Below are 12,692 nucleotides of genomic sequence, written 5' to 3'. Positions count from 1 at the left end.
TCAATAAAATCACAAATAAACCGACAATGAGGTGGGGTATTTCAGATGTTTCAGGCTGTACATTTGGTAATCATAAATGGACAAAAACAAATGAGCAATTTAACGGAGGAACGTGAAAAGATTGTCAGGTATTTAGGAAGGAGTTGTAGTAAATATTATCTAATTATTTGATGAGAGTTTATTAGACCAAAAAAGATGTAGATAGTGATCGATAAAATTAGTAAATAGAAATTTTTAGCAAAGAGTGAAAATATTTTTTGCTGTAATTGTCATGTTTATTTAAGCCGAAATGACTATTTTAATTGAGAGAGAGAATCTATTTTAAAACCTAGCGAAATTAATTTCGGTAATATTCTCTATTTTTTGGTAGATAAAGTTAAACTCAACCAGAAAAATTAGGTAAATAAAATTTTCCTGGCTGGGATTTTTCAAAAATATCAATAATCTGAGTTACATCTGCGGAATGTGGGTTTCTAGTAATGCTTGGGCTTATAATCAAACTCAACTTGACCTTCTCAAAAGTGGTGTTGAACAATGGAATAATTGGAATTTACACGGTGGGAGAGGAAGCCAAGATATTGACTTAACTGGAGCAGATTTGAGTGGTTTAAACCTAACTGATGCTTTTTTACGCTTCTCAGACCTGAGTGGAGCAAATTTAGCTGGTACTAACCTACATGATGCCGATCTCATTAGTGTTAAATTAAATAATGCTAATTTGACTGGAGCAGACTTGACCGAGGCATCTTTTTCCGATACAGACTTCGGTGGAGCAAACCTAACTGGGGCAAATCTAAGTGGATACCACTATGTAAATGATTTTATCAATTTTCAAGGCGCAAACTTGACTGATGCTAACTTGGATAGTAGGGATCTGAACGGATGTGATTCAAGTATATATACATCTGACAGATATGACAGATATGACAGATATGACAGATATGACAGCTTCAACAAATACAGATGCGAAACCCATTACCCAGGGCAGAAAATAGGAGTTAGTTTCTATCAAGCAATTTACAATGAAAATACTCAATTTCCCTCTTCAGTAAATCCAGAACTTGCTGTTGCCAAAGAACCAAAAAATCCAACCTGTGATAGCCCTTACAACCGCTATGATCCAGAATGCTATCCCAATTAGAACTTGCCTATTAACAGGAAAACCCGAATATTTGGTATAATTTTCCAGAGTTGTTAGGCAAAGCCGTAACGCACCATTAATCAAGTTTAGGGTGCGTTACGCTGTCGCTATTTCAAAAATCAGATATTAGTCCTATATGATTCTCGTAATTTCCATTATTGAGATGATAACGAACAACTGACAACGAACAACTGACAACTGACAACTGACAACTGACTAATTACATTGTTAGTTGCGACCAAGTTTTTTGACCAACTATACCATCTGTTGATAAACGCCGACGATTTTGAAAAGCTTTGACAGCAGTTTCGGTAATTGGTCCAAAAACACCATCAATAGTGATTCCATAACCATTAGAAACTAAAAGTTTTTGTAAAACTCTCACCGATGTACCTGAACTACCAAAAGCAATCAGGGGCAAAGGTCTGGCTTGAATTCTGGAATATCTGGTTGACAACTGAACACCCTTTCTAGTGGTCATAGGAATATTACCGGCATCAGCTAATTCAAAAGAATGGGTTGACATCTGTTTTTTGGCAATTTGCTCAAAAATTTGGTTTCGTCGAAATGAGAGAACAGAAAGATGAGTTGGGGAAGTTTCACTTATGTCTATAAATTCAGGTGGTGTAATTTGATCATAAGCAACTAACTTATTTAATTGACGATTTGCTAACTGGGCAACATTTTCTAATTTAAAAAGTTCCTGTTGGGGAAAATGGGGTATATTTAGTTGTTTTGGACTAAATACACCCATCATCAGCAGTCCGATTTCAGTCATTGTATTTTATAGCCATTCTGTTGATTCGTGATAGCTTACAAAACAAGGGAACAGGGAACAGGGAACAGATAAGAAACGCTCATTTGGACCAGTTTAAAACTCAGTCAAAAAAAGATGTTTTTAAAAGATGCGTGGCGTAAGCCATAGTGTTCCCTGTTCCCTCTGAATGAAAAACAATCACTATTTTGAAATATTAAAAAATAACGTAGTTTATACCAACTTTTGATATGACAACACACTATTAAGATGGGCAAAATGTCCATCCCACAAGATATTCAGTCAATCTGATTATGCACAGTAGATGTGTTTTAGCTTACTGCTAACTAGCCAGTGGGTTAATGACAAGTAAAGATACTAAAAAAATCTATAGGTTGATATCAAAAGAATGATCTAATTTGAGACTATAAGAATTATTAATTATATTCATCTGTCTTAAGGGAGTTCAAATTATTAAAAAAATATTCAATAGACATCAGATAATAAATCATGTAAATCTGAGAAAGAAAAGGGTAAAGGTTTTTTCTTGCACTTTTTCCCTTTCCCCTTTAACCGACAAGCATTGCATTCAAAACTGTTCCCGGTTGTATCAACCATGTGAGATACAATTAATTAACCCATAGCATTGCCAACTGGGTGGAAGTAGAAGGCAAAACCCAAGACAGTATAAGCTGCTAAGAGTAATGTCCCCTCTAACCAATTAGATTTACCATCAGAACTAATGCTATTAGCGATTAAAACTGAGACAGCAACAGCTACTAATTCAAAAGGGTTAAAATCTAAATCCATTGGTTGACCAATTACCCAGCCAGCAATAACTAAAACTGGGGCAACAAATAGGGCAATTTGCATACTTGAACCCACAGCGACAGACATAGCCAGATCCATTTTATTTTTCATGGCTACGGTGACTGCGGTGGCGTGTTCAGCAGCGTTACCGATAATGGGAACTACAATTACCCCGGTAAATAGCGCGCTTAAACCTAGTTTAGATGTAGCCACCTCCAAAGAATCAACTAGCAATTCTGATTCAAAGGCAACTAACAGGGTACAAACTAAAAGTACACCACTCCACAACCAAACATTTGGTGTTTCATGGGAGACTTCTTCTACATCTGTTGTTTCTGTTGCTTCTGCTGTATCTACGATCTCTGCTACACCAACTTCATACAAATAGGCATGAGTTTTCATAGAAAATAGCAGTGTTAAGCCATAAACCAGAATTAAGACTATAGCTACAGCTAGGGAAAGATTCTGCACGGTTGTTTCGCTAATACCAATGGAGGTATAGTTCATAGCCGTTGGTAACAAAATGGCAATCACTGCCAAGTTCATGGAAGAAGCATTTACCCGCGCTACGACTGACTCAAATGTTTGTTCTTTATAACGGATTCCGCCTAATAACATGGATAAACCCATGACTAGGAGTAAGTTACTGATAATTGATCCAGTAATACTAGCTTTGACAACCTCAATTAAGCCTGCATTCAGGGCAACTAAGGCAATAATCAATTCTGTAGCATTGCCAAAAGTCGCGTTTAAAAATCCGCCCAGGATTGGACCGACAACTACGGCTATTTCTTCGGTAGCTGTACCCATCCAAGCTGCTAAGGGCAGTATGGCTAATCCAGCAGTAATAAAAACTATCAAGTCTCCCCATTCTAAAAAATGGGCTGCGAGAGATATGGGTATAAACAGCAGCAGAACTGTGAAAATAATGTTCTTGATTGACATTTTTACCTTTAGTTCAGGGGATTTTGCACAGATGCCTAAAAAATTATGTGCATTTGAATACCTATCATATCTGTAAGGGATTGTCATTGGGTGGTTAATTTAACTTATCGAGAAATATTATGTAGTGACAAAATTTAGTTTTGTTTCATAGGTGTTATTTATCACTGATTTTGTGAGAGAACAATTGTAGAAAGGTAGATATAGCAAGAATCTTCTTCAAAATTGCACATTTATTTGGATAACAATATATGACTTCTGCTGCGGAAATACCAAGTAGTTCTGGCTCAATATTACCGTTTGATGAAGAGTCTAAATACAGTCCTGAACATGATCCCCTCAAAACTGCTCAGGGTGTTTATGTCACGGTTCATGGTCATTTTTATCAACCCCCTAGAGAAAATCCTTATCTTGATGCAATTGAACGTCAACCTAGTGCTGCTCCTTTTCATGACTGGAATGAGCGCATTCACTGGGAATGTTATCGTCCTAATGCCTTTGCACGGGTATTGAATGACAAAGGCGAGGTTGTGAAAATTGTTAATAATTATGAATACATGAGCTTTAATATCGGTCCAACACTGATGTCGTGGTTGGAACGCTATGATGTAGAGCTTTATCAGCGGATTTTGGAGGCTGATGCTAAAAGCTGCGATCGCCTAAATGGTCATGGAAATGCGATCGCTCAAGTCTATAATCACATTATTCTACCCCTAGCCAATGAACGCGATAAATATACCCAAATTCGCTGGGGTAAAGAAGATTTCCGTTCTCGCTTTGGCCGTGATCCCGAAGGAATGTGGTTGGCAGAAACAGCGGTAGATTATGCCACTCTAGAAGCATTAGTAGCGGAAGGGATTAAGTTTATCATTTTAGCTCCATCTCAAGCCCAGCGTTGTCGTCCTCTCTCCACAGAGGATAATCCTGATAGTCAATGGCATGAGGTAGGGGGTAATCAGATTGATCCAACTCGTCCTTATCGCTGTTATTTAGATAGCAAAGAGTCGGCAAAAAAATCAACTCCCTATATTGATATCTTTTTCTATGATGGTCCGATTTCCAGGGATATGGGTTTTAGTGATGTTGTCTACAATTCCCATCATTTTGCGGGCAGAATTGGGGCGGCTATTCGCGGGGATCATCGTCAGTCACAATTAATTTCTGTAGCTACAGATGGGGAAACCTTTGGACATCATAAAAAGGGAACAGAAAAGACGTTAGCTTATGCCTTTATTGGTGAGTTTCCTCGTCATGGTTGGACTGTGACTAACTTCGCTCACTATTTAAGTTTAAATACTCCTTCTTGGGAAGTAAAATTAAAATCGGTTACAGCGTGGAGTTGCGCTCATGGTGTTGATAGATGGCAAGATGATTGCGGTTGCGGTGGTGAAGGGGGTGTGTGGCATCAAAAATGGCGGCGGCCGTTACGAAATGCTTTAAATTGGCTGCGGGATCAGTTAACTGAGGTGTATGAGGAATATGGCAGTTTATTATTTCGTGATCCTTGGCAAGCTAGGGACGAATATATTCAAGTCATGGGCGATCGCACTACTACTAATATTAGCCGTTTTTTGTCCCGTCACCAAACTCGCAAACTCCAAGCGGCTGAACAGGTAGAAGCTTTACGCTTGTTAGAAATGCAGCGTCACTCTTTACTCATGTTTACCAGTTGCGGCTGGTTTTTTGAAGAAATTTCCCGCCCAGAAGGAACACAAATTTTACGCTATGCTTCCCGTGCTTTAGAATTAGCAGGAGATGTGGCAGGTATACAATTAGAAAAGGCCTTTATTAAACGCCTGAGTTTAGCTCCCAGTAATGTAGAAGAATTTAAACATGGTGCAGAAATATATCGTCAATTGGTATTAACTGCCCAAATTGGGTTTAAACAAGTTGCCACCCATTACGCCATTACTTCTCTATTTAATCATCACAAAAATTCGCCCCCAGAACAACAGACAGATAAAAACAAACATCCTCATGGTCATCATCAGCGTGTTTATTGCTATGCAGCTCATGAGCTAGATTACCATAAGCAAAGCATGGGTCCGTTAACTATGGCAATCGGGCATTTGCAGCTAGTGTCAGATATTACTTGGGAAAGTGAACATTTAATATTTGCCGTTTTGCATTTGGGTGGTTGGGATTTTCACTGTTGCATTCAACAGTTTGCTGGACGACGTAACTATAGCCAAATTAAAGATAAGCTGTTTGCAGCTTTACAACAGGCTAGTGTGGCTCATATTATTTTGGTGATGACTCAAATGTTTGGCGGTGAAGCCTTTAATTTACAGACTTTATTTGCGGAAGAACGTCATCGAATTATGCGACTTTTGAGCCAAGAAACACTGACAAGATTAGACCAAATATATACTCAAGTATATCGGGATAATTACAGTGTGATTATGGCTTTTCATCGAGATGGGTTAGAAGTTCCACGAGAATTGCAAGCAGCCGCGGAGATTGCTTTAGGACATCGTTGTATGACAACATTGCGATCGCTAGAACAAGATATTAGTGAACCGCAATTAAGCTGGAATCATATTGTCGAATTAGAGGCGATCGCTACTGAAGCCAAACATCTGCGTTGTCAATTAAATATCCTGGAAGGCAATCAAATCTTAGAACAATTGATAGACCGTTTATTGTGGCAACTCTTGTATGATGGCAATGGTAATCTGAATGCAGATATCCAATGTTTAGAACGATTGATTGATGTTGGGTATGAATTACATCTTGGCATCAGTTTAAACCATTCCCAAGAACTTTATTTAAGTTGTTTACATAGTCAAATCTTGCCAAGAATTACCAGTATTGACAGTGAAGCCGAAACTATTCAATGTCGTCAATTATTGAAGTTAGGCGAAAAATTAGCTGTTGATGTTAGTCAATTTATTAACAAATTGGCTTAAATTGTGACGGTGGGCAATGCCCACCATGATCTTACAAGAGCATCCGGTAAGCGTAAAGCTCAGTGTCTTTAGACCTGAGATATAAGCGACACTATGGCTAACGCCACGCTACGCTAACGACAAGCTCAGTGACCGCTCGTGCAGTTCGACCCTTCGACAGGCTCAGGGCATCGCAAGCTCACTGACCACGGTTTTAACCGCATAGAGTCTTTCTTTTCATGAAGATTGGTTGAGGTGCGCGAAGTTTTGTTATCTTTACTCTCAATGGTGTTATACTGTTCACAACAGGAATGGTAATCAACCTGTATAAAAACCTAACTGCCTAACGGCAATCTGTACCTTGACAACTGAAGATATGGGGTTCTATTCCATAGTTCTAGTTCCTGCCCAGGAATAGGTAAAATCTTCATGGGAGCTAGACGACACAGAATTATAAACTCAATCAAAATTTGCAGTAATGCAACTACCTTCGGGCAGAGGGAAAGTTAACGTTTGGGGAGAGAACCACCTCTGGCTTAGATACCGCAAGGGTTCTAAGTTAAGTGGACTCGTTGAACCAAGAATCTCAGTGGCTTTAGCCCTGAGAGTGTCAAAGTTTAATCTTGGGAACGGTCACAGTGGTAGGGATACAGCCACTCACACCGAAAGAGTCCATAAGTATGTTTTTCCAGCAAACTCCCAGCATGATACTTTTGGGAAATATTAATACCAGCTTTGGTTTTTACCTCATAAAGCCAAGGAAAAGAAGCGATCAAAACAGCCATAACACCAAAGAGATATAAAGAAAAAGTTACAGCTTTAGGGAATTTACGGGACTGAATCTTGAGTTTTTTGGGCATAGAAATGATAAACTCAAAATCCATTCTAGCCTAAAAATTTTGTGTTAACGGGATTTTCACTAGAAATTCTGAGCCTCCTTCAGGACAACTATAATAAGTCAAAGTACCTTTGTAAATTTCTGTAATAATTTGGTAACTCGTAAATAAACCGAGTCCTACTCCTTTTCCCACTAATTTAGTAGTAAAAAATGGCTCAAATAAATGCTCTTGATACTCTTCTAAAATTCCTATCCCATTATCTTTGACACTAATCATTATTTGATTTTCTTCTATCAATTTTGTAGTAATCCAAATTGTCGGTTCAAAGAAACTATCCATCATAGAAATTAAATCTGAATCAAATGAATCAATCGCATTTTGAAGAAGATTGAGTAATACTTGATTAAATAGATTTGCATGACCCATCAACATTGGTATATCTTCATAGTTTTTGCGAACTGAAATTAGTGAAGATTTATCTTTTAATGTAATTTGATCACCTAGTGTGATGAGAACACTATCTATGTTATCACAAACATTAAATCGTTTAATTCCTGATTGATTCAGACGAGAAAAAATGTGCATTGCACAAACAACTGAATTAATTCTTTCTGCACCCGTGCGGATAGAATACATAATTCTTGTAAAATCTTGAATCAGGAAGTCTAGATCAATTTCGTTAGTTAAATTGCTAATTTCTAAAGTTGCTTCTGGAAATGCTTGTTGATAAAGTTGAACTAAATTAATCAACGTTTGAGTATAGTCAAATGCTGGATTAAGATTACCAAGAATAAAACTCAAAGGATTGTTAATTTCATGGGAAATTCCGGCTGTAATTCGGCTGGCATTAACTAGCTTTTCTTTTTGAATTAGTTCATATTGAGTATTTTGTAATTTTACAATCGTATTTTGCAGTTGCTCATTTTTAATTTTTAATTCATTTTGTAAGTTTTGGACTGTTAATTGATTTTGCACTCTTAACAGGACTTCTTCTAGATGAAAAGGTTTGGTAATATAGTCAATACCTCCAGCTTTAAAGGCTTGCACTTTATCATTAATATCATTACCAGCACTTAAGAAAATAATAGGGATTGAACTAGTTTTGCTATCAGTTTTCAAAATTTTACATACTTCATATCCTCCCATTGTTGGCATATTAATATCTAGGAGAATTAAATCTGGTGGCAGGGTTTTGACTGCCATTAATGCTGCTTGTCCACTGATTGCTTTCCGAATCTGATAATTTTGTTTTGATAAAAAATCAGATAAGAAGCGAATGTTTTCAAGTTTGTCATCAACAATGAGGATATCTGCTAAAAATGCTCTATCTTGTATATTCATATTAGGAATTTTATGTTTGACTTGTTTAAAATAAGTATGGGTACACCATTAATTATACATATTATTTTTCCACTGCCTTTCTGTTGGTTTAATGAGGATCATGAGTTGATCAAATTGATAGCTTTCAATTAATCGAGTTAAATTTATAATCAACTCAGTTTGCTCAGATGGGATTTGAGAAATTAAATGAATACATTGGTAATCATTTCCTTGGGCGGCAGCGGAGTATAATTGATCAATCCATTCAATTGGCATGATGTCTAAGTCGGCTCTATCAAGAGTTTTCTTGGCTGTATAAGCTGCTAAGTTTAAGGTATTTGTAGTATCTGAATTTGATTGGTGGGAATATTCTACTTGTAGATGCTTGACTAGGGCTTCGAGAATTTCTTCCCAACGAAATGGTTTACTGACGAAATCATCACAACCGGCATCTAAGCTTTCTTGACGTTGTTCTGTAAAGGCACTTGCCGTAATCGCAATAATTTTGGTGGGGGTAATTACTTGGTTAGATATTAATTTTTCCCTGAGCCTAATTTGCGAAGTTGCTGCATAACCATCGAGGATTGGCATATGCATATCCATAAAGATGAGTTGGGGTTGCCATTGTTCCCAAAGGGCGATCGCTTCTTCTCCATTTTCCGCTTCTTGCACTTCAAAACCGAGATTTTTTAAGATTTTGCTCAATAGTAATCTATTCGCTATATTGTCTTCCACAACTAAAATACGATATTCCTGCCCAGGAGTAATAGTGGTTGTTCCTTGTCTGGACAATGGACTGGCAATGGGGACGAATTCTGCTAATTTAGCCTGAATAGCAAATTTAAAACAACTACCTTGATTGATTTGACTATGGACGGTAATTTCACCCCCCATTAATTCCACAAACTTTTGACTAATTCGTAAACCTAAACCTGTTCCTTCTTTGGATTTTTGACCGGCTCTAGTTTGTTGAAATGCTTGAAATAAATTACCAATTTCTGCTGCTGCGATACCAGATCCAGTATCTTCGATTTCAAAACTGAGGTTTTGTTGTATTGAAGTAAATGGTTGTTCGTTCGTGTTTTTAATTCGCAGATGTATATGGCCTTTGTCAGTAAATTTGATGGCATTGCCTAGTAGATTAATCAATACCTGACGAAGTTTATTTTCATCGGTTTTAATATATTGAGGGACAGTAATATCGTAGTCAAAAATCAGTTGTAAACCTTTAGATTGTCCTTTGATTTGAAACATGGATTCGAGACTGGAAAGTAACTTATACAGATCAAACTCTGTTTCATAAAGAGTGATTCTTCCGGCTTCGATTTTAGACATTTCCAGGACATCATTAATTAATGCCAGCAAATGTTCACCACTATGGTTAATGATTTCGATATATTTTTGATACTCAACAGTTAGGGATTGATCTTGCTGCATCAACTGAGTAAAGCCGAGAATGGCGTTGAGGGGGGTACGCAATTCATGGCTCATATTGGCTAAAAATTCGCTTTTAGCTCGGTTAGCAGCGTCGGCGGCTTCTTTGGCTATTTTGAGTTCATCTGCCTGTTGCTGGGTTTGGGCAAATAGTTCTGCCTGTTGTACGGCAACTCCCAATTGATTACCTATTTGGGTGACAATTCCTACTTCTGCTGTTTGCCATTCTCGATGACTACCATTTTGATAAACTGCTAATAAGCCCCAGAGTTTTTGACCACAGAAAATGGGGCTAATGATGTAGGCTCGTGCTTGTAAATTTTCTAAAAGTTGAAGATAGCAGGAATCGAATCCGGCTTTGTAGATGTCATTAACACAACAATGGCTATTTTTTTGGCGATAAACACCACCTTGGTTATTTTGTAAATAGGTATCGCGGATGGATACGTCTGTACTGCTAAGTTGAGTAGTAATACAATCGGATTGAGCGACGGCACATTGGGTGAGTAGGGGATCATCTGCCCGGAGAGGAAGTAAGGCTTGCCAAGGCTCGGAAACAGACTCGGACACGAATTCACCGCTCCAGTCTGGGTTAAAGCGGTAAATTAGAACGCGATCGCATTCAACAGTTTGCCGTATTTCAGTTGTAGTAACATTGAAAATAGATTTGAGGTTGAGGGTTTGACGCATTCGCAGAATTACGCCATTAATGGCCTTTTCTCTTTCTGCCATGGCTCTCATCGCAGTTTCGGCAATTGTTCGTTCCCTAACTTCGACTTCTAAGGCGTTATTAGCGGCTACAAGTTCCGCAGTACGTTCCTCCACCCGGAATTCTAGTTGTTGATAAGCTTGGTGTTTCTCTTCCTCTGCCCATTTGCGTTGTAATTCCGTAGCAGCTCTGGCAGCAAAGACGCTCAACAGGGCTTTGGTGCGTTCGTCTGTAAAAAAGGGTTTGGTATCAATAATACAAAGGTTGCCAATTAACCTTTGATTTATATCTAACAATGACACCCCTGCATAGCTTTGTGCCTCTATTTGTTTCAATAATGAAGCCTGGGGAAAAATTTGTTGTAAATCACTTACATAAGAACACAGGACTTTACTCTCAAATACCACTTGGCAAGGAGTACCTTCCAATTCATATTCAATGTTTTCTGCTAGATGATTGCCAGCCCAGAGTGCCAGGGTATGTAGCTTTTCTAAGGAATTATCAACAACCTCCGACACCATGACATAGGCAACATCCAGAGCGGTGGCTATATTTTGGACTAGAGCCGGAAAAAAATCATCTCCAGTCACAGAAGCTGTACTACTAACAATGGTTTGCAGGGTTTCTTCGGTGCGTTTTCGTTCTGCTATTTGGATTTCTAATTCTCGGTTGATGATTTGGAGTTGTTCAGGTGTTTGCAATGCCAAAAATTGTGGTAAAAGTTCTATTAGTTGTAAAGCAGTATAACAAGAAACTATGGCTGTCATGGCTTTTTCTATACCTGTCAACCAGTAATCTGGATGCCACAGTGTCCATATTTCCAATAGATGCCCCGTACCACAAAGGATAATGAAAGCACCAAACAGGACAAAGACATTGGAGAAGGGAACATCACTCCGCTTACTGACAAAATAGATCAGCATTGTGGGAATAGAAAAATAAGCGATCGCAATTAGTGCATCACTGAGTATGTGTAAACCTACCAGGGGGGTTTGCCAAAGATAGCAATGCCCGTGCGGTATATAGAAATTAGCCGCTAGAAGATTTGGAAATAATGTCAATATAGTTTCCATAATTTAACCTTGTTGACCTAAAACCACCAGTTATGCTAACCAGTGGCATTCAGTGATAATAGGATTAGTAATTTTCTTTATTAGTATAAATCCTGAATCTTAACTAGGTTAAATTTTGACACTTTAATAATAATTAAGGCTTGCTGAAAAAAGTCTTTTCGTTGCTAGTACAGTAGGGCGTAAGTCAACCAACCATTAAGAATTCTCAAGAAGCTTGTGTAATATGCTTTTTTAATTTTTAATTTTTAATTTTTAATTCCGCCCTGCGGTACTAGGAATCAGGAGATAGGAGCGCAGTCCCTGCGCCCATTCACCGCAGAAGAATTATAAAAAGATCAGAATAGTCTTGAATCTGGGTTATTAAGCGTTCTTAGTTCTCAATTGTCACAAGGAATTGGTGATTGGTGATAATTTTACTTAATTACCCATTACCAATCACCAATTACCCATTACCAACTTAAAATAATCAGGCGCTACCAGTGAAGGCAACTTCTGGAAATTTCAACTGCGCTTCTGCCATTGGACGGTTTCTGCCTTCCTCTTGCCAGTAGTTAATCACTTCGGTGGCTTTGTTGAGCAACTCCACGCGATCAACATCTGTAATCCAGTGTTTGGATTCTAACTCTTTTTTTAGCTCTTCCCAGGCATCATTTCTGGGCCAAAAAAAGTATTTGGTTAAGGGACTAGAGCCTTTACCAACAACCTGATCAACTGCTAGGGCGACGTTTTCGTCTAGCCAGAGAATTTTTAAAATGAACTTGGTCAATTACACCTCCGGGGAA

At 38.1% G+C, this 12,692-nt stretch carries 8 protein-coding genes; 2 read left to right on the top strand and 6 right to left on the bottom strand.

The genetic code is table 11. The annotated features are described in order from the left end of the window. Window positions 1–463: 463 nt before the first annotated feature. Window positions 464–1,141 (top strand): pentapeptide repeat-containing protein, encoded by a 678-nt coding sequence (locus tag FJR38_RS11850; protein WP_168537182.1) that lies wholly within the window; start codon window positions 464–466, stop codon window positions 1,139–1,141. Between the two features lie 220 nt (window positions 1,142–1,361). Here the strand turns inward: FJR38_RS11850 and FJR38_RS11845 are convergent, their stop codons facing one another. Together FJR38_RS11845 and cax are read right to left on the bottom strand one after the other, a co-directional pair. After that, window positions 1,362–1,919: a peptidoglycan-binding protein gene (locus FJR38_RS11845; RefSeq protein WP_254445247.1), complete on the bottom strand. Its 558-nt coding sequence runs from the start codon at window positions 1,917–1,919 to the stop codon at window positions 1,362–1,364. A gap of 609 nt (window positions 1,920–2,528) precedes the next feature. Continuing rightward, window positions 2,529–3,650 carry a calcium/proton exchanger gene (cax, locus tag FJR38_RS11840; RefSeq protein ID WP_168537180.1) on the bottom strand — a complete coding sequence of 374 codons (1,122 nt, stop codon included), beginning with the start codon at window positions 3,648–3,650 and terminating at the stop codon, window positions 2,529–2,531. Window positions 3,651–3,898: 248 nt separating this feature from the next. Between cax and FJR38_RS11835 the strand changes: the two genes are divergently transcribed. Further along, window positions 3,899–6,556 carry a DUF3536 domain-containing protein gene (locus FJR38_RS11835; RefSeq protein ID WP_168537178.1) on the top strand — a complete coding sequence of 886 codons (2,658 nt, stop codon included), beginning with the start codon at window positions 3,899–3,901 and terminating at the stop codon, window positions 6,554–6,556. 596 nt (window positions 6,557–7,152) lie between these two features. Here the strand turns inward: FJR38_RS11835 and FJR38_RS11830 are convergent. From FJR38_RS11830 to FJR38_RS11815, 4 genes are all read right to left on the bottom strand, one after another. Further along, entirely contained in the window at window positions 7,153–7,395 is a 243-nt protein-coding gene (locus tag FJR38_RS11830) for a hypothetical protein (protein WP_168494030.1), read from the bottom strand. Window positions 7,396–7,425: 30 nt separating this feature from the next. Beyond that, window positions 7,426–8,715 (bottom strand): response regulator, encoded by a 1,290-nt coding sequence (locus FJR38_RS11825; protein WP_168537176.1) that lies wholly within the window; start codon window positions 8,713–8,715, stop codon window positions 7,426–7,428. 48 nt (window positions 8,716–8,763) lie between these two features. Next, window positions 8,764–11,910 (bottom strand): GAF domain-containing protein, encoded by a 3,147-nt coding sequence (locus tag FJR38_RS11820; RefSeq protein ID WP_168537174.1) that lies wholly within the window; start codon window positions 11,908–11,910, stop codon window positions 8,764–8,766. A 466-nt stretch (window positions 11,911–12,376) separates the two neighbouring features. Continuing rightward, window positions 12,377–12,676: a 30S ribosomal protein PSRP-3 gene (locus tag FJR38_RS11815; protein ID WP_104389365.1), complete on the bottom strand. Its 300-nt coding sequence runs from the start codon at window positions 12,674–12,676 to the stop codon at window positions 12,377–12,379. Window positions 12,677–12,692: the final 16 nt, after the last annotated feature.

The organism is Anabaena sp. UHCC 0253 (assembly GCF_009712085.1).
In the GTDB taxonomy this organism is placed as follows: domain Bacteria; phylum Cyanobacteriota; class Cyanobacteriia; order Cyanobacteriales; family Nostocaceae; genus Dolichospermum.
Note: the sequence above shows the minus strand (reverse complement) of the source record. Positions and strands in the feature narration are given on the sequence as shown.

Bases quoted from the DNA above. Each gene is read 5' to 3' on its own strand.
- FJR38_RS11835 (WP_168537178.1), top strand. From the start codon at position 3,899: ATGACTTCTGCTGCGGAAATACCAAGTAGTTCTGGCTCAATATTACCG.
- FJR38_RS11820 (WP_168537174.1), bottom strand. From the start codon at position 11,910: ATGGAAACTATATTGACATTATTTCCAAATCTTCTAGCGGCTAATTTC.
- cax (WP_168537180.1), bottom strand. From the start codon at position 3,650: ATGTCAATCAAGAACATTATTTTCACAGTTCTGCTGCTGTTTATACCC.
- FJR38_RS11825 (WP_168537176.1), bottom strand. From the start codon at position 8,715: ATGAATATACAAGATAGAGCATTTTTAGCAGATATCCTCATTGTTGAT.
- FJR38_RS11830 (WP_168494030.1), bottom strand. From the start codon at position 7,395: ATGCCCAAAAAACTCAAGATTCAGTCCCGTAAATTCCCTAAAGCTGTA.
- FJR38_RS11850 (WP_168537182.1), top strand. From the start codon at position 464: ATGTGGGTTTCTAGTAATGCTTGGGCTTATAATCAAACTCAACTTGAC.
- FJR38_RS11845 (WP_254445247.1), bottom strand. From the start codon at position 1,919: ATGACTGAAATCGGACTGCTGATGATGGGTGTATTTAGTCCAAAACAA.